This window comes from Mesoterricola silvestris (genome assembly GCF_030295405.1).
GTDB classification, from domain to species: Bacteria; Acidobacteriota; Holophagae; order Holophagales; family Holophagaceae; genus Mesoterricola; species Mesoterricola silvestris.
The window spans coordinates 136,924-159,099 of sequence record NZ_AP027080.1; the positions used below are offsets into that span (position 1 = coordinate 136,924).

General features: G+C 67.5%; 23 protein-coding genes. 14 read left to right on the plus strand and 9 right to left on the minus strand.

What is annotated here, in order from left to right:
- Nucleotides 1–9: 9 nt before the first annotated feature.
- Nucleotides 10–384, minus strand: coding sequence for a winged helix-turn-helix domain-containing protein (locus R2J76_RS00600; protein WP_316413839.1), 375 nt, complete (start codon nt 382–384; stop codon nt 10–12).
- Nucleotides 385–480: 96 nt separating this feature from the next.
- Between R2J76_RS00600 and R2J76_RS00605 the strand changes: the two genes are divergently transcribed.
- From R2J76_RS00605 to R2J76_RS00655, 11 genes are all read left to right on the plus strand, one after another.
- Nucleotides 481–1,662, plus strand: coding sequence for a molybdopterin molybdotransferase MoeA (locus R2J76_RS00605; protein WP_316413840.1), 1,182 nt, complete (start codon nt 481–483; stop codon nt 1,660–1,662).
- Nucleotides 1,659–2,039 (plus strand): hypothetical protein, encoded by a 381-nt coding sequence (locus R2J76_RS00610; RefSeq protein WP_316413841.1) that lies wholly within the window; start codon nt 1,659–1,661, stop codon nt 2,037–2,039. The genes R2J76_RS00605 and R2J76_RS00610 overlap by 4 nt, the downstream gene beginning before the upstream one ends.
- Before the next feature lie 87 nt (nt 2,040–2,126).
- Nucleotides 2,127–2,884, plus strand: a protein-coding gene (locus R2J76_RS00615) for an IS5 family transposase (protein ID WP_394366776.1) whose coding sequence is annotated in 2 segments (ribosomal slippage) — nt 2,127–2,465 and nt 2,468–2,884 — 756 coding nt in all. Because the reading frame shifts where the segments join, the coding sequence is not laid out codon by codon here.
- Between the two features lie 98 nt (nt 2,885–2,982).
- Nucleotides 2,983–3,399, plus strand: a complete 417-nt coding sequence (locus tag R2J76_RS00620) for a GxxExxY protein (RefSeq protein WP_316413842.1) — start codon at nt 2,983–2,985, stop codon at nt 3,397–3,399.
- A gap of 423 nt (nt 3,400–3,822) precedes the next feature.
- Nucleotides 3,823–4,677: a mechanosensitive ion channel family protein gene (locus tag R2J76_RS00625; protein WP_316413843.1), complete on the plus strand. Its 855-nt coding sequence runs from the start codon at nt 3,823–3,825 to the stop codon at nt 4,675–4,677.
- A gap of 170 nt (nt 4,678–4,847) precedes the next feature.
- On the plus strand, nt 4,848–5,537 hold the full coding sequence (locus R2J76_RS00630) for a Bax inhibitor-1/YccA family protein (protein WP_316413844.1): 690 nt from the start codon (nt 4,848–4,850) through the stop codon (nt 5,535–5,537).
- Between the two features lie 17 nt (nt 5,538–5,554).
- Nucleotides 5,555–6,511 carry a peptidylprolyl isomerase gene (locus R2J76_RS00635; RefSeq protein WP_316413845.1) on the plus strand — a complete coding sequence of 319 codons (957 nt, stop codon included), beginning with the start codon at nt 5,555–5,557 and terminating at the stop codon, nt 6,509–6,511.
- On the plus strand, nt 6,508–7,488 hold the full coding sequence (locus R2J76_RS00640) for a peptidylprolyl isomerase (protein ID WP_316413846.1): 981 nt from the start codon (nt 6,508–6,510) through the stop codon (nt 7,486–7,488). The genes R2J76_RS00635 and R2J76_RS00640 overlap by 4 nt, the downstream gene beginning before the upstream one ends.
- 2 nt (nt 7,489–7,490) lie before the next feature.
- The gene (locus R2J76_RS00645) at nt 7,491–7,811 is read left to right on the plus strand and encodes a S4 domain-containing protein (RefSeq protein WP_316413847.1); all 321 of its coding nucleotides are present in this window, start codon (nt 7,491–7,493) and stop codon (nt 7,809–7,811) included.
- 9 nt (nt 7,812–7,820) lie between these two features.
- Nucleotides 7,821–8,795, plus strand: a complete 975-nt coding sequence (locus tag R2J76_RS00650) for a 3'-5' exoribonuclease YhaM family protein (protein WP_316413848.1) — start codon at nt 7,821–7,823, stop codon at nt 8,793–8,795.
- A gap of 129 nt (nt 8,796–8,924) precedes the next feature.
- The gene (locus tag R2J76_RS00655) at nt 8,925–9,416 is read left to right on the plus strand and encodes a hypothetical protein (protein WP_316413849.1); all 492 of its coding nucleotides are present in this window, start codon (nt 8,925–8,927) and stop codon (nt 9,414–9,416) included.
- Between the two features lie 328 nt (nt 9,417–9,744).
- Here R2J76_RS00655 and dxs read toward each other — a convergent pair whose 3' ends face one another.
- From dxs to R2J76_RS00675, 4 genes are read right to left on the minus strand one after another with little or no spacing between them, the layout of a single operon-like run.
- A complete protein-coding gene (dxs, locus tag R2J76_RS00660; RefSeq protein ID WP_316413850.1) occupies nt 9,745–11,664 on the minus strand; it encodes a 1-deoxy-D-xylulose-5-phosphate synthase in 1,920 nt (639 codons plus the stop codon).
- Nucleotides 11,661–12,566: a polyprenyl synthetase family protein gene (locus tag R2J76_RS00665; protein WP_316413851.1), complete on the minus strand. Its 906-nt coding sequence runs from the start codon at nt 12,564–12,566 to the stop codon at nt 11,661–11,663. Before R2J76_RS00665 ends, dxs begins: the two co-directional genes overlap by 4 nt.
- Complete coding sequence (xseB, locus tag R2J76_RS00670; protein WP_316413852.1) at nt 12,563–12,799, minus strand: exodeoxyribonuclease VII small subunit; 237 nt, start codon at nt 12,797–12,799, stop codon at nt 12,563–12,565. The genes R2J76_RS00665 and xseB overlap by 4 nt, the downstream gene beginning before the upstream one ends.
- Nucleotides 12,800–12,821: 22 nt before the next feature.
- On the minus strand, nt 12,822–13,577 hold the full coding sequence (locus tag R2J76_RS00675) for a DUF4412 domain-containing protein (RefSeq protein WP_316413853.1): 756 nt from the start codon (nt 13,575–13,577) through the stop codon (nt 12,822–12,824).
- A 99-nt stretch (nt 13,578–13,676) separates the two neighbouring features.
- On the opposite strand from R2J76_RS00675, the gene R2J76_RS00680 reads away from it, so the two are divergent.
- Together R2J76_RS00680 and R2J76_RS00685 are read left to right on the plus strand one after the other, a co-directional pair.
- Nucleotides 13,677–15,107 carry a sigma-54-dependent transcriptional regulator gene (locus R2J76_RS00680; RefSeq protein WP_316413854.1) on the plus strand — a complete coding sequence of 477 codons (1,431 nt, stop codon included), beginning with the start codon at nt 13,677–13,679 and terminating at the stop codon, nt 15,105–15,107.
- 147 nt (nt 15,108–15,254) lie between these two features.
- Nucleotides 15,255–15,899, plus strand: coding sequence for a hypothetical protein (locus R2J76_RS00685; protein WP_316413855.1), 645 nt, complete (start codon nt 15,255–15,257; stop codon nt 15,897–15,899).
- A gap of 87 nt (nt 15,900–15,986) precedes the next feature.
- Here the strand turns inward: R2J76_RS00685 and R2J76_RS00690 are convergent, their stop codons facing one another.
- The 4 genes from R2J76_RS00690 to R2J76_RS00705 form a co-directional block, all read right to left on the minus strand.
- Nucleotides 15,987–17,036, minus strand: coding sequence for a hypothetical protein (locus R2J76_RS00690; protein WP_316413856.1), 1,050 nt, complete (start codon nt 17,034–17,036; stop codon nt 15,987–15,989).
- Entirely contained in the window at nt 17,023–20,100 is a 3,078-nt protein-coding gene (gene lanM, locus R2J76_RS00695) for a type 2 lanthipeptide synthetase LanM (protein WP_316413857.1), read from the minus strand. The genes R2J76_RS00690 and lanM overlap by 14 nt, the downstream gene beginning before the upstream one ends.
- Complete coding sequence (locus R2J76_RS00700) at nt 20,097–20,372, minus strand: NHLP leader peptide family RiPP precursor (RefSeq protein ID WP_316413858.1); 276 nt, start codon at nt 20,370–20,372, stop codon at nt 20,097–20,099. Before R2J76_RS00700 ends, lanM begins: the two co-directional genes overlap by 4 nt.
- Nucleotides 20,373–20,500: 128 nt before the next feature.
- On the minus strand, nt 20,501–20,785 hold the full coding sequence (locus R2J76_RS00705) for an NHLP leader peptide family RiPP precursor (RefSeq protein WP_316413859.1): 285 nt from the start codon (nt 20,783–20,785) through the stop codon (nt 20,501–20,503).
- A 254-nt stretch (nt 20,786–21,039) separates the two neighbouring features.
- Here R2J76_RS00705 and R2J76_RS00710 point away from each other — a divergent pair, with 254 nt between their 5' ends.
- Nucleotides 21,040–22,176, plus strand: coding sequence for a hypothetical protein (locus tag R2J76_RS00710; protein WP_316413860.1), 1,137 nt, complete (start codon nt 21,040–21,042; stop codon nt 22,174–22,176).

Consider the following 22,176-nt stretch of genomic DNA (forward strand, 5'->3'; position numbering starts at 1 on the left):
ACGTGCAAGTCACTCGGCCGGATTTCCGGCCGGATGACCCAGGAGCCTTTGGAATTCCTGGACGGAGGGTTGCACCGCATCCCAGGCCAGGGTCTGCAGGGCCCGGTACCGGCGCACGGCCTCCAGGCCCAGATCGGTCACCACCGCCCCCCCGCCCTTGACGCCGCCCAGGCGGGTGGCCACCACCGCTTCCCGGAAGCAGGCGTTCATTTCGTCCACCAGGAGCCAGGCGCGCCGGTAGCTCATGCCGAGCTTCCGGCCGGCCGCGGAAATGGAGCCCGTTTCCTGGATGGCCTCCAGCAGGTCCGCCTTGCCGGGGCCCATGGCGTAGTGGTCCCCCATGGGGATGCCGATGCTGACGATCTTCTTGGCCGGGGCGGTCATCGCCAACCAGGGTATCTCCGGCCGGGGAATCCGTCCATGCGCCCTGATACCCTATTCCCCTCGAGGACGGTGGCGATGCTGGGTTACGGGGAGGCCTTGAAGCTGGTGTTGGAGCGCGCGGTGCCCCTGGCGCCCCGGCGGGTGCCCCTCATGGAGGCCCTGGGCCTGGCCGCGGCCGAGGATATCCTGGCCCGGGAGCCCGTGCCGCCCTTCACCAATTCCGCCATGGACGGCTTCGCCCTGCGGGCCGCGGACGCCGGCCCGGGGCGCCTGCCGGTGGCCGGGACCGTGCCGGCGGGAATGGCCGAGGTGCCGGCCCTGGGGCCGGGGGAGGCCCTGCGCATCATGACCGGGGCCCCGGTGCCCGCGGGGGCCGATGTCATCCTCCCCCTGGAGCACGTGCGGGTGGAGGGCGACTGGGTGATCCTGCCTGAAGCGCCCCGCAGGGGCGCCAATATCCGCCTCCAGGGGGAGGACATCCCCGCGGGGGGCCGGGTGGTGCCGGCGGGGGCCGTGCTGCGCCCGGCGGAGGTGGGGGTCCTGGCGGCCATCGGCTGCCCGGAGGTGCCCGTGCGGCCCCGGCCCCGGGTGGCCGTCATCACCACAGGCAACGAGCTGGTGGACGCCGGGGACCGCCCCGGCCCCGGGCAGATCCGCGACGCCAACATCCACTCCCTCTGCGCCCAGGTCCTGGCCGCGGGGGGCGTCCCCCTGCCCCGGCCGCGGGTGGAGGACCGGCGGGAGACCGTGGCCCGGGCGCTCCTGGGGGCCCTGGGGGAAGCCGACGTGGTACTCACCAACGGGGGCATCTCCGTGGGCGATTTCGACTACATCAAGGCGGTGCTGGAGGACAACGGCGCCGAGCGGGTCTTCTGGAAGGTGGCTCAGAAGCCCGGGAGCCCCCTGGGGCTCTGGGTCCTGGGCGGCAAGCTCATCTTCGGCATCCCCGGCAACCCGGTGGCGGCCATGCTCATGTTCGAGGAGTACGTGCGGCCCGCGGTGCGCCGGATGATGGGGTACCGGAACCTGCACCGCCCGGCCCGCGCCGGGGTCCTGGAGGAGGGCTGGACCCGGAGCGGGGACGCCCGGCGCACCGAGTTCCTGCGGGTGGTGGCCGGTCCCGGCGGGAGGGTGGCCCTGGCCGGGCCCCAGGGCTCGGGGATCCTGTCGGGCATGATGCGGGCCAACGCCCTGGCCGTGATCCCCGAAGGGCCCATGGCCCTGGAGGCCGGCGCCGAGGTGCTCCTGCACCTCCTGGACGAGGCGGAGGACCATTGAGCGAAGGTTCCCGCCTCCCCTGGGCCCGCCCCTTCCAGGTGGGCCTGCGCACCCTCCACATCATGGCCATGGCCCTGGTCCTGGGCGGCGTGGCCCTGGGGGCGGGCCACGGACGGCTCCGGGCCTCCATCGCCGCCACGGTCCTCAGCGGCGTGGCGCTCTTCGCCCTGGACCTGGCCAAGGGCACCACGGTCCTCACCCAGGGCAGCGGCGCCGCGGTGGTCCTCAAGCTGGCCCTCCTGGGCCTGGGCAACCTGGTCCCCCAGCAGCGGCTGGGGTGGTACCTGGCCGCCACGGCCGTGGCCTCCATCGGTTCCCACATGCCGGGGAACTGGCGGCACTTTTCCCTGATCCATGGGAAGGTGATCCAGCACTAGGGGCTGTCGGCAAACCGAAGGCTATGAATAGCTAGGTTGTACTCATGGTTCGAAAGCGTTATCCAGGTTCCACAAGGAGGTGGCTGGATGCCGAGGAGCTTTCTGACCGACGTGATGTGGGACAAGTTGGTTCCGTTGCTGCCGCCAGAGAAGGGCGAGACGGGGCGACCCTACAACGCGCACCGGCCTTGGCTTGAGGCCATTCTGTGGAAGCATCGGACGGGAGCTCCTTGGAGAGATCTTCCTGAGGAGTTCGGGTCATGGAGGAGCATTTACAGTCGGTTCAATCGCTGGAGCAAGGTAGGGCTCTGGCAGGCTGCGCTGGAGGTGTTACGGCAAGATGCAGACACAGAGTGGCTGATGATCGATTCCACAGTAATTCGTGCCCACCAACATGCCTCCGGGGCTGAAAAAGGGGGCTCCAAAACCAGGCTATCGGCCGATCGCGAGGTGGATTGTCCACCAAAGTGCACCTGGTCTGCGATAGCCACGGGAACCCCATCGACTTCGTCCTGACCGGTGGTCAAACCCACGACTGCACACAATCCTGCACGCTCCTGATGGGACGGACTGCTGTGGCAGTGCTCGCCGACAAAGGGTATGACGACAACCGGACTCGGAGCACCATCCAGGAGATGGGGGCAGAGGTGGTCATCCCCTCGAGGTTATGCCGGAAGGTGCCCATCGACTATGATGCCTTCCTATACCGGGCGCGCCACGCAGTGGAGAATCTGTTTGCCAAGATGAAGCATTTCCGCAGCCTGGCCACAAGGTACGACAAGACGACCAGGAACTACGCCGCCATGGTCGCGATCGCGTGTCTGGTCATCTGGCTCAAGCTTTGACAAGTCAGTCTTTATCCTGCTTTTTCCCAAACATCCAATTCATCCCTGTTCGAACCCAGTAGCGGTGTGTCGACACTTTGGGGTTTTGGAGGCACGCCATGCCTATCCAGGACCCGCTCACACAGCAAATCATTGGCTTCTGCTACCGAATTGCGAACACCCTGGGCCACGGATTCGTCGAGAAGGTCTACGAGAACGCCCTGGCCTTCGAATTCCGAAAGGCGAGGCTCGCCTTTGCCCAGCAGCAAAAGGTCGAAGTGTTCTACGAGGGCGAAAGGGTTGGGCACTACAAGGCCGACCTCATTGTGGAAAGGCGGGTCATCGTAGAGGTCAAGGCCATCCAGGCCCTGAGCGAGGTTGATGTCGCTCAGGGCCTGAATTACCTGAGGGCCACCGGCCTTCCAACTTGCCTTCTCATCAATTTCGGCAAGGCGAAGATCGAGGTTCGAAGGCTGGGAATGAAGCCTGGCGAGGGTACCGGGGGCATGGAACTCGAGGTCAAGGACGTTCAATAACACCGACTGCGACTCAACCCTGCGTCGGCCCTGCTAAAACGGGGATTAACGCAGATATATGGGATCAAAGGGGATATGTCCCACCTTGGCTTGCCCCTTCATCCTTGCACAGAAGCGCACCGGGTTTGCCGACAGCCCCTAGGAGCCTGTCTACGTAATAGAAGGCCCCGCGACGGCGCCCAGAAGCGCGAAAATCGAGCGCAAGGCCCGCAGGAGGATTAGGTCAATCCTTCAAGGGACTTGCACACGATTAGCGCGCTTCTGGGCACCGCCCTTCGGGTGATGGCAGCGGGCCCGGCGACTCTGCGTCAAGCTCGTCAAACGCAGTCCCGCTGCGTCTTTCCTCGCTTTCCTTGATTTGCCGGCCCGGTGCTATCATCGCGGGGCCTTCTATTACGTAGACAGGCTCCTAGAGAGGTGGGAATGGGGATCGTGGTGGGCGAACGGGTGTACAAGGCGGCCGAGTGGCTGGACCAGACCGGCTGGCAGAAGCTGCAGCGCATGGTGGTGGTCCTCCTCACGTGCTTCATCATCCTCTGGGCCCTGCGCCTGGTGTCCAAGGCCGTGGCCCGCTCCATGGCCACGGGCATGGGCGAGGCCAACCCGGAATCCCAGCGCCGGGCCAAGACCCTGGGCGAGGTGATCGGGAATTTCGCCCGGGTGCTGGTGGTCTCCTTCTTCATCCTGGAGACCCTGCAGGAGTTCAACGTCAACGTGGGCCCCCTGGTGGCGGGCGTGGGCATCGTGGGCGCCGCCATCGGCTTCGGCGCCCAGAACCTGGTGAAGGACGTCATCGGGGGCTTCTTCCTGCTGGTGGAGAACCAGTACGGGGTGGGCGACATCATCGCCGTGGGCGACAAGCACGTGGGCACGGTGGAGCGCATGACCTTCCGCATGACCATGCTGCGGGACATGGAGGGCCGGGCCCACTTCCTGCCCAACGGCAGCGTCACCGACGTCATCGTCCTCAGCAAGCAGTTCGCCAAGGCCCTGGTGGATGTGGAAGTGAGCCACGACGAGGACCTGGACCAGATCATGGCGGTGCTCCGGGAGGTGGGGACCGAGCTCATGGGGGCCCGGGAGGACGTGCTGGAACCCACGGAAGTGCTTGGTGTAGAAACCCTTACCGCAGCCGCCTGCACCATCCGCACCCTCACGAAATGCCTGCCCGGCCAGCAGTGGGCCGTGGCCCGGGAACTGCGGCGCCGGGTCCAGGTGCGCTTCAAGCTGGAGGGCTTCGGACGCCCCATCCCCCAGCGGATGATCATCAATCGCTAGTATCCATGGCTTTATTCGATTTCCCCTTGGGTTGCCGGGAACTTTTCAACGTTCGCCGCCACTCATTGGACTTGTGGGCTGGCCCCTTCCGCCGGACTTCCGGAAGGCAACCGGGGGCCCAGGTGATAGGATGAAAGGTCCCCCGCGTGGGGTTTTCAGAGGTCTGAAGCATGGAATACAACTATGAAGGCAGGACGATCTTCGGGGCCTCCCGCGCCGAGGAGCGCACGGCGTTCGTGCGCAGCGTCTATCTCTGGCTGATGGGCGGGTTCGCCGTGGCCGCGGTGGGGGCCCTGGCCTCCCCCTTCGTCCTCGCCTACCTGGTGGGGGCCCTGGGCCGCTTCTTCTTCTGGCCCATCCTCGGGGTCTACTTCGGCACGTTCTTCTGGGCCCAGAAGGTCAGCCGCACCCGGCCCCAGAACCGCTACGCCTACGCCGCCTTCACCTTCGTGGCGGGCATCATCGCGGGCATGGCCATGTTCGCGGCCATGCAGCAGTCGGGGCCCGGCATCGTGCTGGCGGCCCTGGGCATGACGGCGGCGGACTTCCTCGTGCTGAGCGCCGTGGCGCACGTCAGCAAGAAGGACTTCAGCTTCCTGGGCAGCTTCGTGACGGTGGGCCTGGTGGTGGCCATGGTGGCCATCCTCATCGGGTTCTTCGTGCAGATGGAGATCTTCCACCTGGCCATCTCGGCGGTCATCGTCATCGCCTGCTCCGCCAAGATCCTGTGGGACACCTCCCGCATGCTCCAGGGCGGCGACTACAGCGACGCGGCGGGCTTCGCCCTCTCCCTCTTCATCAGCCTCCTGAACATCTTCCTCAACCTCCTCCGCCTGCTCTCGGGCGGCCGCCGGAACTGATCACCCAAAGGATGTCCATGCTCCGCACCCTCGTTTGCACCACCTTCTCCCTCGTTCTGGCCGCCCAGACCCCCGCTCCCGCCCCCCAGGCGCCCGCTGCCCCGGCTCCGGTCAAGGAGGACAAGGTCCTCGCCACCCTGGGCACCACCGCCATCCGGGAATCGGATTTCGACCTCTTCCTGGCGGTTTCCCTGCCCGAGCAGCAGCGCGCCCAGGTCATGATGATGCCCGGCGCCCGGGAGCAGTACCTCAAGCGCTTCCTGGACTACCGGATCCTGGCCGCCAAGGCCCGCAAGGAGGGCATCGCCAAGGCCCCCGATTTCGCGAAGAAGATGCAGCTCATGGAGATGCAGGTCCTCATCCAGTCCCTGTTCGACCGCGACGGCAACGGGCTCAAGGCCAAGTCCACGGTCAAGGACGAGGACGTGAAGGCGTACTTCGATAAGCACCCGGACAAGTTCATGACCCCGGAGAACTTCAGCGCCCGCCACATCCTGGTGAGCACCCGGGCCCAGGGCACGGAGAAGGCCCGCACGGACGAGGAGGCCAAGGCCCGCATCAAGGAGATCCAGGAGGCCCTCAAGGCCGGCAAGTCCTTCGAGGAACTGGCCAAGACCTACTCCGACGACCCCGGCAGCAAGGACAGGGGCGGCCTCTACGACAACATGCCCTTCGGGCGCTTCGTGCCCGAATTCGACAAGGCCGTGCGCGACCAGAAGGCCGGCGAAGTGGGCGAGCCCGTGAAATCCATGCACGGCTACCATCTAATCAAGGTGGAGAAGATCACCCCCGCCGTTCCCCAGACCTTCGAGGCCGCCAAGGAGTCTGCCAAGCAGATGGCCGCCACGGACAATCAGGAAAAGGTCATGAACGAGTACATGGACGCGGCCCGCAAGGAGGTGGGCTTCCATGAAGGCGCGGCCCCCGCGGCCAAGGCGGCGCCCGCGCCCAAGGCGAAGAAGGGAGCCAAATGACTATCCGCGGGCTCGCGCTTCTCTCCCTCCCCTGCATCCTGATGGGCGCGCCGGAGGTGCGGGAGGAGATCCTGGTGGTGGTCAACGGCCACACCATCTCCCGCAGGGCCTTCCAACAAGCGGTTGAGCAGGAGACCGCCGCCCTCTACCGGCAGTTCTCCGGCAAGGTCCTGGACGAGAAGCTGAAGACGGCCCGCGAAAAGACCCTCCAGGGCCTCGTGGACAACTTCATCATCCAGGACAAGGCCGAGGATCTGGGCATCAAGCTGCGGGAAGACGACATCCGCAACTACATCGAAGACGTCAAGAAGCAGAACAACTTCGCCACCGATGCAGATTTCGAGCGGGCCCTCAAGGGTTCGCTCGGCATCGGCCTCCAGGCCTACATGAACCGGACCCGCACGGACATGCAGAAGCAGGAGGTGCTCCGGCGCGAGGTCTACTCCAAGATCGCCATCGAGGAGCAGGAGCTGCGGGCCTACTACCTGGACCACAAGGAGGAATACCGTCAGCCGCCCCGCTTCCGCATCCGGGAGCTGGTGCTCGCCAAGGGCGTAAGCGCCGAAGAGCAGGCCGCCACCCAGGCCGTGATCGCGAAGATCCAGGACGCCCTGAAGAAGGGCACCCCCTTCGAGGCGCTGGTGAAGGAGTACTCCACCAGCACCAGCCGCAGCACCGGCGGCGACCTGGGCTGGCTGGCCAAGGGGATCCTCCACGCCAATATCGAATCCGCCTCCCTGGCCCTCAAGCCCGAGGAGGTCTCGGCCCCCCTGGAGACCGACAAGAACGTCTACCTGGTGCAGCTCATCGAGGCCCAGCTGGACACCACCAAGCCGTTCGCGGAGGTGAAGGAGAAGATCCTGGAGAAGCTGCAGGAGCCCAAGGCCCAGAACGCGATCGAAAACTACATGTCGGGCTTGCGCATCCGCGCCAACGTCCGATACATGGTGGCGAAGGACGAGATCATCAAGGGGTGAACGTGCGTCTGGATCTGTTCCTGAAGAAGACCCACCTCGTCAAGCGCCGGGAACTGGCCCGGGAGCTTTGCGAGGAGGGGATGGTGCGGGTGGACGGCACCCCCCGCAAGGCCAGCTTCGAAGTGAAGGCGGGCGTGGAACTGGAATTCCCCCTGTACAACCGCCTCATCCGCGCCCGGGTCCTGAACGTCCCCGAAGGCAACGTGCCCCGGGGCGACCAGTGGACCTACATCGAGGTCCTGGAGGAGCGCTGGGCGCCCACGGACGACGCCCAGATGTCCGATCCCCTGGCGCCCAGGCCCAAGACCCCGACGTTCCACTAGGACCCGACCATGGCAGAGCAGGCAGCCCTCCGCACCCTCAAGGAGGGCGATTCCTTCAACGGCTTCCTCCTGGCCCAGGAAGTGGCCTTCAAGACCAGCGCCAAGGGCTCGGAATACCTGGAGCTCAAGCTGGGGGACGCTTCCGGGGACCTCAAGGGCTTCCTGTGGGACCTGCGGGCGGTGGAGGGGGACCTGGACCTCGTGGCCCCCGACGCCTTCCTGAAGGTGAAGGGCCAGATCTCGAACTACAACGGGCGCACCCAGATCCGCCTGGACAAGCTGCGCTTCGCCCGGGACGAGGAGGTGGGGGACCTGGCGCGGTTCTTCCCGGTGAGCCGGCGGGACGCCGAGGAGATGGCCCAGGAACTGGATGGCCTCATCGCCGGCGTGAAGGACCCCTGGATCCGCCGGCTGCTGGAGGCCCTCTTCGTGGAGGACGCCAGCCGCCGGGAAGCCTTCCGCCGGGCCCCCGCCGCCAAGAGCATGCACCACGTGTGCCTGGGCGGCCTCATCGAGCACACCCTGTCCGTGGCGGGCATGGCCGACCGGGCCTGCGCCCACTATCCGGACCTGAACCGGGATCTGGTGCTGGCCGGCGTCCTGCTCCACGACCTGGGCAAGACCGCCGAGCTCACCTACCAGCGGAGTTTCGGGTACTCGGACGCGGGCAACCTCCTGGGCCACATCTCCATGGAGGCCGAGTGGATCAGCCGGGCCGCCTCGGGGATCCCCGGCTTTCCCGAAGAGCTGCGGCTGCACCTGCTGCACATCGTCCTGAGCCACCACGGCCGGCTGGAGTACGGCTCCCCCGTGCTGCCCAAGACCCCGGAGGCCCTCCTGGTGCATTACCTGGATGATCTGGACGGCAAGCTGGAGGCCATGTTCCGGGGCATGCGGGAGGATGCGGGCGAGGGTTCCTGGACGCCCTTTTCCCGTTCCATGGATCGGATGATCTACAAATCCCGGTGGCCGAAGGTAGATTAATTCAATGTAACGGGGGCGGAATTGCCGTATCCTCTCGGCAGGTAAAACCCCGTTCCGCACACCGTTAGGCCGAATCCGGCCACCCGCCCCAGGGGACGGCAGTGCGTCGCGCTCGCCAGGTTCCCACCCATGAAACTTTCGCGGAAAGCCAAGCGCTACGACGACACGGTCCTTCCCGGCGACTTCGGGGGCTTCGAGCCCTTCAGCCACGGGGACGCGGAAGGCGAAGGGGAGGTGAGAGGGGCCCTGCGCCACACGCTGAACGGCGTGGAGCTGGGCCACATCACCCTGGAGCGCCCGGCCGCCAAGAAGCAGACCTTCGCCAAGCTCAAGTCCCGGGCCGAGGTGCTCAGCCGCCAGCTGAACTACCTGGACGAGCACCTGGAAATCGTGGACCACGACCGCCGCGGCATGTACATCCAGCTGCGCAGCCTCCCCCCGTACAAGGACGACTCCCAGATCCGTTTCAACGAGATCTCCATCGGCCGGGACCGGGTGGTGGTCAAGCGCATCGCCTTCTACCGCCGGGACGAGGTGAAGCAGGAAGTGGCGCTCACCCTCACCCAGGACCTCCTGGAGCGCCTCATGGCGGATCTGCGGGACGTGCTGAGCCCGGTCTAGCCCACCTTTCGGACCCACCTCGCCGGGAATGACCCGTCGAATTCGAACCGCCATTTTTCATCCCCTGCATCCCTTTCATCCGATTTCATCCCCGTTCCCGCAGGGCCAGCGATGAGGTGGGGCGGCGCGCAGTCGATCCGCATGCGCCGACCCATCCCTGTTCTGGCCCTGCGGGAACGGGGATGAAATCGGATGAAAGGGATGAAGGGGATCAGCCCTCAAGCTAAGCCCGTTCCCGGTTGAGGAGCCGGACCTTGGATTCCATGGAATGGCTATCTTTTGTTTTGGGCGTGATATCTGGGGTGGATCGAGGACGAGGTCCAGGAGCCTACCCCGGCAGCTGGCGTTGGAATTCCAGGATCCGCTCCCGCAGCGCCCGGGGGCTCAGCCCCTCCTCGTCCAGGAGCAGCGCCTGGTCCCCGTGGTGGACGATGTGGTCGGGCACGGCGCAGCGCAGGAGGGGGCGCTGGATGCCCTGGTCGGCCAGGAGTTCGGCCACGGCGGAGGTGAAGCCTCCGGGGGCGCAGCCCTCCTCCAGGGCGACGATGCCGCGGACCCCGCGGCTCCAGTGGGCGATGAGGTCCTGGTCCAGGGGCTTGACGAAGCGGGCGTTGATGACGGCGCAGGAGATGCCGTCCTCCCCGAGACGCTGGGCCAGGGCCTCGGCGGGGGCCACCATGGTGCCCAGGGCCACCAGGAGGAGGTCGGTGCCCTCCCGGAGGAGCTCGCCCTTGCCGATGGGCAGGGCCGCCACGGGGTCCTGCAGGGGCACGCCCAGGGCGTTGCCCCTCGGGTAGCGCAGGGCCGCGGGGCGGTTGCTGTAGATGGCGGTGAAGAGCATCTGCCGGAGCTCGTTCTCGTCCTTGGGGGCCATGATGACGATGTTGGGCATGCACCGCAGGAAGGACAGGTCGTAGAGGCCGTGGTGGGTGGGGCCGTCGGCGCCCACGATGCCGCCCCGGTCCATGGCGAAGGTCACGGGCAGGTTCTGGAGGCACACGTCGTGGAGCACCTGGTCGAAGCCCCGCTGCAGGAAGGTGGAGTAGATGGCCACCACGGGCCGGAGCCCCTGGCAGGCCAGGCCCGCGCCGAAGGTGACGGCGTGCTGCTCGGCGATGCCCACGTCGAAGCAGCGCTTGGGGTGGGCCTTCTGGAAGATGTTCAGGCCCGTGCCGTCCAGCATGGCGGCGGTGACGGCGACGATCTTGGGATCCTTGCGGGCCAGGTCCGTGAGGGTGTTGCCGAACACGCTCGTGTACGAGGGGAGGGCCGGCTTGGCGGGGTCCGCGGGGGCCTTGCGGATCTCGCCGGCCTCGGCGTCGAAGGCGGTGACCCCGTGCCATTTCAGCGGATCCTTCACGGCGGGCTCGTAGCCGAAGCCCTTCTTGGTCTGCACGTGGAGCAGCACGGGCCCTTCCGCCATGCGCTCCTTGGCCTCGCCCAGGCCCCGCAGCAGGGCCGCCACGTCGTGGCCGTTGACCGGGCCGATGTACTTCATGCCCAGGTCCTCGAAGAGCAGCCCCGGCACCGCGATGCGCTTGAAGGATTCCTCGCTCCACTTGGCGACCTTGGCCAGGCGCCGGCTTACGCTGGCGACGGGGATGGCCTTGATGGCGAATTCGATGCGGTCCCGCCAGCGGTTGTAGTACTGCCCGTTGATGATCTGGTTCAGGTATCCCTGGAGCGACCCCACGTTGGGATTGATGCTCATGTCGTTGTCGTTGAGGATGACCATGAACTTCCGGGTCTCCAGGAACCCGGCCTGGTTGAGGGCCTCGAAGGCCATGCCCGCGGTCATGGAGCCGTCCCCGATGACGGCGATGCTGGAGAAGTCCTGGCCCAGCAGGTCCCGGGCCTCGGCCATGCCCAGGGCCGCGGAGATGGAGGTGCTGGCGTGGCCGGCGCCGAAGTGGTCGTAGACGCTCTCCTCGCGCTTGAGGAACCCCGACAGCCCCCCGTGCTTGCGCAGGGTCGGGAACCGGTCCTTGCGGCCCGTGAGGATCTTGTAGGGATAGGCCTGGTGGCCCACGTCCCACACGATGCGGTCCACGAGGAAGTCGAAATGGTGCATGAGCGCCACGGTGAGTTCCACGGTGCCCAGGTTCGAGCTGAAGTGGCCCCCGGTGACGCTGATGGAATCGATGAGGAACTGCCTCAGCTCCGCGGCCAGCTGTTCCATCTGGATCAGGGAGAAGTGCTGGACCTGCTGGGGCGCCGTGACGGAATCGAGGAGGGGGTGGCGGCTCACGCGCTGCGCCCCGCCAAGTACGTGGCCAAGGCCATCAGGGAATGGGGATTCGGAAGCGATCGTAACTGACATTGGGCACGCTCTGTGGCCTCCCGCAGGGCATTGCGGGCTCCAGCGAGCCCGAGCAGCAGGGGGTAGGTGATTTTACCCTTGCCCTCGTCTTTGCCAACCCGCTTCCCCATGGCCTCCTGGGTGGACGTGGCGTCGAGGATATCGTCCTGGATCTGGAAGGCCAGTCCCAGCGCTTCCCCGGCCTCCCTCAGGGCCGCGCGGTCCTCCGCGCCGGCCGCGCCCGCGATGGCGCCCAGTTCCAGGGAGGCCCGGAGCAGGGCCCCGGTCTTCAACCGGTGGATCACCTGCAGTTCGGCCAGGCTCACCGGATCGGCCCCCCGGGTGCGGGCCTCGCCCTCCAGGTCCAGGGCCTGGCCGCCCACCATTCCCCGCCAGCCGGCGGCCTCCCCCAGCACCCGGATGGCGTCCACCCGCCGCGAAGGGGGCAGGGCCGGGTCCGAGGCCAGCACCGTGAAGGCCTCGGTGAGGAGGCCATCGCCCGCCAGAATGGCCGGACCTTCGCCGAACGCCACGTGGCAGGTGGGCTTGCCCCGGCGGAGGTCATCGTCGTCCATGGCCGGCAGGTCGTCGTGGATGAGGGAATAGGTGTGGATGTATTCCAGCGCCACCGCGCAGGACAGGGCGGCCTCCACCGGGGCGCCCAGGGATTCGGCGGCCAGCATGCACAGCACCGGCCGGATGCGCTTGCCCCCCGCCTGGAGGCTGTAGGTCATGGCCAGGGCCAGATTGGCGGCCTCGCCCTGCTGGAAGGGCTGGAGGTACCGGGACTCGAAGAGGGGAAGGAGGCGGTCGAGGTCGGCCCTGACCTGCTGGGGTGCCGGGAGCGTCAAGCCTGGTCCCCTTCCAGGGGCTCGGCCCGGTACTCGCCGCCCAGGCCCTGCTTGAGCACCTCCACCCGGCGCTGGGCCGCGGCCAATTGCTGCTGGAGGGTCCGGCTCAGGCCGACCCCCTCCTCGAATTCCCGGAGGGCATCCTCCAGGCCCAGGTTGCCGGCCTCCAGCCGCTGCACCAGGGCCTCCAGCCGGTCCAGTCCGTCGTCGAAGGAGGGGTTCGGATTCGTCATGCCTCCATTGTACCGGCCGGGTCTACTTTTTCTTCATCATCTCCTCGCGCATCTTCTTCCCGGCATCCTCGATCTTGTAGCCCGCGGGGAGGGTGAAGGTGGCGGCGGGAACGGGGCCCTGCTCGATCTTCGTGGCTTCGGTGGCCACGTCCATCCCCATCATGCCGGTCATGTGGGTCTTGAGGGGAATGCCCTTGATCTTGGCCATCTCCTCGTAGAGGCGCTTGAAGCTCGCGCCCATGGGGCCGGCCTTGGCGAACTGGGCGGCGCGGGCCTGCACCATCTTCATGTAGGTGGTGTCGGGGATGGGCTGTTTCAGCGTGGGGTCGGCGGAGAGGGACATGGCGAGCTTGCCCACGCGGATGTTCCAGGCGGTGCAGGACCGCCCCGCCACCGTCTCGGGTCCCACCTTGTCCACCTTGAAATCGTTGGGGTCCCCGAACATCGCGCCGAACATCTGCCCCATCCCTTCGGGCTGGGCCGCGTTGAGGGACTCCAGGGCCGCCAGGGCGTCGTCGAAGCTCATCTTGGAGATGGTCTTCTTCTTGTGGTCGATGGTGTAGGAGATGCCGTTCTTGAAGTCCACCAGGGTGTCCCGGCGGTCCTTCTCGTTGCGCACCATGTTGAATTCGCTGCTGTAGTAGTGGATCTCCGTGGAGGTCCCCCCGGCGCCCATCATCCCCTTGGCCACCGAATTGAAGGTGATGGTGAGATCGGCGGCGGCGAGGGCTCCGCACACCAGGGTTGCGGCCAGGGCCAGAACAAGGCGTAATCTCATAAGGTTCTCCTGGAAGGTTTGCACCCCAAAATACCCCCGCATTCCCCAGGATTCCAGGAAGAATTGTTGAAACTTCTAAGGACAAGGGTGGAAAAAACGATGGCTCGCGTGCTGGTTGTGGATGATTCCCAGGAAACCTGCGACCTCCTGGAACTGCTCCTGGGCGAGGGGCTGGGCCTGGAGGTGGCCGTGGTCAAGGCCACCCGGCCCGAGGACGCCCTGCGCCACCTGCGGGGGGGCGGATTCGACCTGATGCTCTCGGACATCAACCTGGAGGCCAGCCTGGACGGCCTGGATCTGCTCAAGGCCGCCAAGCCCCTGGGGGTGGAGACCATCCTCCTCACCGGGTTCGGGACCCTGGAGAAGGCCCTGGAGGCGGTGCGGGAAGGGGCCTTCGACTTCATTTCCAAGCCCTGGAACAACGATGACCTGAAATCCCTGGTGAAGCGGGCCCTGGTCATGAAGGGTTCCGGGGGGGGCCCCAAGGACCCGGCCCTGGGCGACGACCTGCACCAGAGCGTCATGATCGGCTCCAGCCCGAAGATGATGGAGGTGTACCGCACCATCGCCTCCCTGCAGAACAGTCGAACGACCGTGTTGATCATCGGCGAGAGCGGCACCGGCAAGGAACTGGTGGCCCAGAACATCCACCTGAGCAGCGACCGCAAGGCCTGCCCCTTCGTGGCCATCAACTGCGGCGCCCTCACCGAGGGGCTGCTGGAGTCCGAGCTCTTCGGCCACGTGAAGGGGGCCTTCACCGGGGCCGTGGCGGACAAGAAGGGGCTCTTCGAGGAGGCCTCGGGGGGCACCATCTTCCTGGACGAGATCGGGGAGACCTCCCTGGGCTTCCAGGTGCGCCTCCTGCGGGTGCTGCAGGAGCACGAGGTGCGCAAGGTGGGCGGCAACAAGACGGTCAAGGTGGACGTGCGGGTCATCGCCGCCAGCAACCGGGACCTGGCGGCCATGGTCAAGGCCGGCAAGTTCCGGGAGGATCTGTACTACCGGCTCTGCGTGGTGGAGATCCGGGTGCCTCCCGTGCGCGAGCGCTTCTCCCGGGACGCGCGCACCGGCCAGGTGGTGTCGGACATCCCGGCGCTCATGGATCACTTCCTGGCGGAATGCAGCCGCAAGGACAGCCAGATCTACCGGCTGCGGGCCGATGCCCGCAAGCAGCTGGAGGGCTACAGCTGGCCCGGCAACGTCCGGGAGATGGGCAATATCATCGAGCACCTCACCCAGCTGAGCCGGGGCCGGGAAATCACCCCCGACGATTTCCCGGAAAAGATCCGCGACGAACTGAGGACCAAGGGGACCACCCTTCCCCTGGCCCCGACCCCCCTCCTGGAGCTCATCCAGGACTGGGACCACCTGCCCACCCTGGAGGAACTGGAGCGGCGCTACATCCAGGTGCTGCTCAAGCACGAGCACCGCAAGAGCCGCATCGCCGACATCCTGGGCAAGGACCGCACGACCCTCTACCGCAAGCTCAAGGACCTGGGCCTGGCGGAGGGGCCGGAGGAAGGACTCTGAGGGAAATTGCAACGCGTTGCAGAATCCAACGGGGCCGGAACCGGTGCTGTTTTTATAACATCTTTGATTCAAGCAATTAGTATTTGGCCCGGTTCATGCTTTCTTGTCCGCATCATCCGGCCGTGCCGGTTCCATCCTGGAGATCCCATGAACAAGCTCGCAGCACTGCTCGTCGCGGCCGCCCTCATCAGCCCCGCGTTCGCCGAGGAAGCCAAGAAGGACGTCAAGAAAGAGGAAGTGAAGAAGGTCGAAGTCAAGAAGGACGCCAAGAAGGACGTCAAGAAGGCCGAGCCCAAGAAGGAAGAGGCCAAGAAGGCCCTGACCGAAGAGAAGAAGGCCGAGCCCAAGAAGGCCGAGGCCAAGAAGGCCGAGCCCAAGAAGGAGGCCAAGAAGGCCGAGCCCAAGAAGGAAGAGGCCAAGAAGGCCCTGACCGAAGAGAAGAAGGACGAGGCCAAGAAGGCCGAGCCCAAGGCCGAGAAGAAGGCCAAGAAGGCTGCCAAGAAGGCCGAGAAGGCCGAGCCCAAGAAGGAAGAGGCCAAGAAGGCCCTGACCGAAGAGAAGAAGGACGAGGCCAAGAAGGCTGAGCCCAAGGCCGAGAAGAAGGCCAAGAAGGCTGCCAAGAAGGCTGAGAAGGCCGAGGCCAAGAAGGAAGAGGCCAAGAAGGCCCTGACCGAAGAGAAGAAGGACGAGGCCAAGAAGGATGCCCCCAAGGCCGAGAAGAAGGCCAAGAAGGCTGCCAAGAAGGCCGAGAAGACCGAGAAGAAGGAAGCCGCCCCTGCCGAGAAGAAGTAAGCTCGATCAGGTTCAGCCGTGAAAAGGGCCCCGCGAGGGGCCCTTTTCCGTGGATGAGCGCAGGGCCCTCCAGACGGAAGGCGGTGGTCAGGGCTCCGGGCCCCATTCGTCCGGCGGAGCGGGAGCACAGTCATGGACGCACAGGTAGGCCTTGGCCTCCACCCTCCCGGTGGGTTCGAGGACAAGCTTGAGGTGGTTGACGGTGCCCATGAGGGCCAGCAACGGCCCGCGCCCCGGGAGGAGGCCGGCCCCGGCGGCGTCCATGCGGGTGAAGCCCCCGTAGGCCATCACCCCGTCCCGCTTGGCGGGAAGGCAGAGACCCTGGTCCGTGAGGCGATCCAGGGTGCGGGACCAGAAGGCTCGGGTGGACAGCCAGCCGGTCCGCGCCGCATAGCACTCGATTCCGATCCGCTCGCCCAAGGAGCCCTTGGCATCCAGGTCGAAGGCCAGGAGGACCTGGTCGAAGGGCCCCAGGGCCAGGTCCAGGAGCGTGCGCAACCGGCCGGAGTCCCCGGGCCAGCCGAGGGCCTTGAGGTAGGGCAGCACCCCATCCAGGGGCAACCGGTTAACGCACACCCGGATCGCGGCGTCGGGCCGGGAGAGCAACAGGCCCAGGAAGGGCACCCGGGTCCCCGGAGGCAGGCGTGCGAAACAGGCGGAAAGGGAAGCCGAAACCGCTGGGCACAGGGGGGCGCCGCGCAGGGCCAGGAGCCCCTCGAGCCCCGTTTCCAGCTCTGTGTCCCGGGAGCCCAGCCCCAGGAAGAGGCTGGGAACGCCGGTGGGGCCCAGGCTCTTCGCCAGGTCGAATTCCAGCCAGACCACGGGAACCCCGGCCCCCAGGAGGGAGCGGGGATCGGCCCAGGCTTCGGCCAGCCGCCGCAGGGCCTCCGCTTCCGGCCCCGGATGGTTCGAACCCAGGGCCGCCAGGGCCTCCACCCCTTCCCGGCGCATCAGGGCCACCGCGAAATCCAGGGCCGGATCCGGGTCGCCGAGCCTGCATTCGAAGCCGAACTGGTTGATCCAGTGATCCGGCAGCTCCCGGGCCCGTTGGGCAATGGTGTCCAGACAGGCGGTTGAGGCCAGGGCTCCGTCCAGACGGGCCCGGATGGCCGAGAAGCGGTGGTCAAGGCTCCGCACGTCGTCCTCCGGAAGCGGGTCCTGCCGGGGCCAGCGCCGCCCAGCAGGGCACCAGGTCCGGCCGGGCCAAGCGGAGGGCCCCATAGCACAGGCCGGCCTGGCCATTGAAGAGCCCCGGGAGGGCGACGCCCGAGGTGTGCCAAGGCAGCCGGTACCGGCCCCTGAGCCGCGCGGCCGTGACCACCCCGGAGCCCAGGGCCTGGGCGGCCTGGACCCATTCGGGGCGGCCCAGGACGTGGCCGGCCTGGAGAAGGATATCGGCCCGGCCCAGGGCGCCGACGGCCAGGGTATCCGGCCCGCGGGTGCCCAGGGCGAGGGTGGCGGCCATGGCGCGCCCCACCCCGGCCTCCGCCCCGCGCACACCCAGTCTTCCCAGACCGATTCCCGGCGCGCCGTCGGCCCAGCCCGGCAAGGGGGTGCCCGCGGACCCCCCGGGGGCCCCTGCGTCCAGGGACAGGTCCTCATCCTGGAGTACCAGTTCGGCTGCTCGGAGGAAGGCCGATTCGCCGGTGGAGGCGTAGGCGCGGGCGAGGGCGGCGGCCATGCCGGATCCCCCCCGGGAGAAGCCCGGCGGAAACCCGCTCCGGCGAGCGCCACCCAGGAGGGCCACGGCGCCCTGGGCCAGCCCCGCGGCGCGCTCCAACGCCTCGCTCCACCCGGTCAGGCCGTGGAGGGCCAGGAGGGCGGGAATGGATCCCGCCAATCCATCCACCACATCCAGGGGAGGCGGCGCCTGCGCCCCCCCATCCAGGGCGGGCAGAAGGCGGCGGGCCGGCCCCAGCCAGTGGGCATCCTCCAGGAGGAATGCCGCCTGGCTGAACGCATACAGGAGCCCCGCCCACCCCACCAAGCCATGGGACGGCAAGGCCGCCCATGAGCCCCCACGCTGATGGGGAATGAGGGCCGCCAGGTCCCGGAGAATCGCTTCAGCCATGGCCCTGGAACCCGCATCGCCCGTGGTGCGGGCGAGGGCCGCGAATGCCAGGGCCACGCCGCCCAAACCCTGGAACAGATCGGGGCCCGCGAAATCCACCTGCAGGCGGCCCGGAACGGGGAGGGAGCGCAGGGTCACCCAGCGAAGGCGGGCCCCGCGGGGAGCGCATTCCTGGGCCCGCAGCCGGGCGGCGATCCGGTGGGCTTCCTCCAGCCAGGCCGCTTCGTCCAGGTTTCCAGGGCCCTCCGGCGGGTCGGGCAAGGGATCGGATTCCTGGCCCGGGCGGCCATCCCTGCGGCAGAAGAAGGAGGCGCGGATCAGGGTTTCCTGGAGGGCCTCATCCCGGGGCCCCAGCTCCCCGAGCCGCCTCCGGACGTCCTGGAGCGGGGTTCGGGGGAAGGCGCGGGCCACCAGGGAGCCCCCCTCGGCGTCCAGCAGGTCCAGGCCGTCCGTGTTCCCCTGGAACAGGGGGATGTCGCCGCCCAGGAGGGCCTCCTGTTCCTTGGCCACCACGGGCCACAAGGGGGGTCGGGCGGCTTGCCGATGGAAGGCCTGGCAGAGAAGCTCCAGCCTGAGCCGGACGCTCCGGCCGTCCCGGATGACGTCCGGAAGGCGGGTCCCCACCAGCAGTTTCTGGTACACGCGGGTGTTCCGGAGGAGCACCCGGACCCTGCGGTTCCGGAACCGGTCCAAGGGGCCGTCCGGTCGAACCAGAGCACGGGCATGGGAACGCAGGAACGCGTACATGGCCCGGTGCCCGGCCAGGATTTCCTCCAGGAAGGGCTCGGGGGAGAGGGGAACCCCGCCATGCATGGCCGTGCTGGGTCCGGGCGGGACGGAATCCGGCCGAAGGACCCGGTCCATGCGGTCGGTGTTGGTTTCCACCCAGCACCAGGCGGGATGCCGCTGGGCCTCGAAGGAACCCAGGGCGGAGACGTCCAAGGGGTGGGATTGGGACTCGTCCCAGCGCGGGAGGAGGCCCGTGGAGAAGGCCGGGTGGTCGTGGGGCGGCGGCTCCCCGCCCGCGATGGGGCGAAGCCGGGGGGAGAGCAGCACCTCCAGGTCCACCAGGATGGGGTGTTCCCCGCAGACGATGACGTTCTCCATGTGGGCGTCCATTCCGCCCAGTACGCGGAAAAGGGCCAGGAGCATGCCATAGCGGCGGAACAGACGATCCTCGCCCTCCCCTCCGGGGGGGGCGGCGGCCTGGGCGAACCCCATCCAGCCATGGTCGGGGTGGCAGCTCACATCGAGGACCGCGAAGGGCAAGGGGGGATTCCGGCGGTTCACCCAGGCGAGGAGGTGGAACCAGGCCGCATCCAGGTCCAGGTTCCGGGGCTTGTGGATCAGCCGCAGCCCGTTGGCGAACCGGACCTCCACCGGGCAGCGGCCTCCCCGGTGGAGGTCGCCCAGGTTCCCCCGGAAGCCGGCCACGGCGCCCCCTTCGCCGAAGCGCTCCCGCAGGTGCGGGCCATCCTCCACCAGGTGGCGGATGAGCGCTTCGCACTGGGCCTCCCAGTGGGAGCATGTGGCGGCCATCATGCGCGCCAGGATGGGGTAGTCCCCGAACAGGGCCTCCAGGCGCCCCTCCCGCCTCAACGCTTCGACCCAGGCCTGGTACCGGCCCTGGCTTGGCCGGAAGGCCGCGCGCATTTCCCGAAGGAGGACACGGGAGGCGAGGGCGCTCACCTGGACCAGGAGGGCCCGCTCCAGGTCGGCCATGGGGTCGCCCTGGCAGTCAAGTTCCGCCAGGGACGGCAGGGCCCGCAGGCGCAGGCCCGCCGCCAGGACGATGGGGAGGAGGACCTCCTCGAAGGGTACGGGGTCCTCCCGGTCCAGGAAGGATGGAGGGGGCAGGGAGCCCGCCCCGGCGAGAAGTGCCCGCCAGGCGGGATCCTCCTCCCGTTCCGGGGCCCCGGCCCCCGGTTCGGAGGGTTCCGCACGCCGTGAAGCCGAGGCCGGGTCCAGGCCGTCCCAGGCCAAGCGCCGGGCAAAGGCCTTCCCGTCGCCCCTGCAGGCGGCCTGGCACCAGCGGAGAAGCCAATCCGGGTCCGGCGGCGAATCGGCCGCCGACGGCGGCTCCAGGCGGAAAGGGCCGGCCGTGGGGCGCATCTCTCGCCGAACGGTCATTTGCAGAATACGGTCCACGTGTCTCCCGCGGACAGCGCCTGCAGTTCCTTTTCGGAAAGGGCTCCCTCTTCCACCTGCCTGGGTGGAAGAACGATATGGACGAGGACCGGGGAGGCCTCGTGCACTTCCACGGAGATCCCCTCGGGGATGGGCTTGCCGGTCATTTCCTCGAGGACCTTCCTGGGATCGGCCAAAAGCCGTGAGCGGAAGTCCGGGTCCTGGCCGGCCTTTTGGACGATGCTGGCCAGCAGGGGGTGCGTATTGTCTATCATGGGCTCTCCTGGGGTTGATTCAATCGACCCGCCAACCCCATCCTTCCGGCGCACGGGGTGACGCTTTGGGGTTGGACAGGCAAGAAACGGAAAACGTCGGCGCCGGGGAACGTTTCTCTAGCGTGCGTCTAGTGGTGGCGGCAATCGGCGAAGGTCCAGGTGACCGCCGCGCCCATCACCTCCAGTTCGCTTTCGGAAAGGGCTCCCTCTTCCCCCTGCCTGGATGGAAGAACGATATGGACGTGGACCGGGGAGGCCTCGTGCACTTCCACGGAGATCCCCTCGGGGATGGGCTTGCCGGTCATATCCTCGAGGACCTTCCTGGGATCGGCCAAAAGGGTGGTGCGGAAGACCGGGTCCTGGTCGGCCTTGTGGATGAGGGCGGCCAGCAGGTCTTTGGTCTTATCATTCATGGGCTCTCCTTGGGCTTGAGGAAAATATAAATTCTAAATTGTTTTGTCAACCCTTCTTTTGGCCACGGGGAAGGTTCTGATTCGTTGAATAGCCTGATGAAAGGGGGTGCGGAGGCCGGAGGCAGGGTCTGCCTATTGACGACTTGTATTGTAAATTTATTATCTACCCGTCCCCCGGGATCCCCATGTCCTCTACCCTGTTTCGCCGATCAGCCCTGGATCGCCTATCGAGCCCAGAACGCCTGGACACCCTCATGGAGGTGGTGAACCTGCGGGCCTGGATCGCCCTCCTGGCCCTGGCCGCGGCCCTGCTGGGCGCCCTGGCCTGGTGCATCTTCGGGAGTCTGGCCGACGAGGTTTCCGGATCCGGGATCCTCACCCGGGAAGGGGGCTATTTCCCCATCCGGTCCCTCTCCGCCGGGATCCTGGAACGGGTGCTGGCCAAGCCGGGCGATCGCGTGGAAATCGCCCAGAGCCTGGCCGCCCTGGGACGTCCGGAGGTGGACCAGGAGCTGGTGGCTCTGGAACGGGAGGTGGGAACGCTCCGGGCGCAGCGGGACGACAGGGTCCGCCTCCTGGACCGGGAAACGGCGGCCCGGGGCGCCTCCTTCCGGGAACAGGAACGCCAGATCCAGGAGGCGGCTGCGGCCGCCCGGGAGCGGGTGCGGAATCTGGGGGGTCCCGGGGCCCCGGAACCGCCCGGGGGGCGGGATCTCGAGGAGGCCAAGGCCGCGCTGGCGGCGTCGGACGGCCGGATGCGGGACCTGGATATCCTGAGGGCGGCCAGCGCGGGGCAGGGCGCAGAGAAACGGTTCCAGATGGAGCAGGACCTCCGCCGGGCCCAGGACAGGCTGGACCAGCTTCGGGTGCGGGACGGGATGGAGCGGATCGTGCGCTCCCCCTTCGCCGGCAAGGTGATGGAGGTGCTCCGGTCCCCGGGGGAGGAGGTGCGGCCGGGTTCCACCCTCCTCAAGCTTGAACTGGATTCCAGGCCCCTGGTGGGCTACCTCCTGGTGCGCGGGGAGGGCCACCGCCTGAGGCCCGGAATGGCCGTGCACCTGGAGCCGGCCGGGTTCCGCCGGGAGGAGTTCGGTGCCATGCGGGGCCAGGTGACGGCGGTTTCCGGCGGACCCGTGGATGTGGAGGCCGTGGAAAACCTCCTGGACAACCGGCAGTTGGCCGCCCAATTGGCGGGGGCGGGGGACGCCTTCCTGGTGGAGGTGAAGCTGGAACTGGACCCCACGACCCCATCGGGCTTCGGGTGGACGACCCGCCAGGGGCCCCAGGAACGGTTCGGCAGCGGCACCCTGCTCCAGGCCCGGTTCCAGGTGCGGCGCCAGGCGCCGATCACCCTCATCCTTCCCGCCCTCAAGAAATGGATAAAGGGTTGA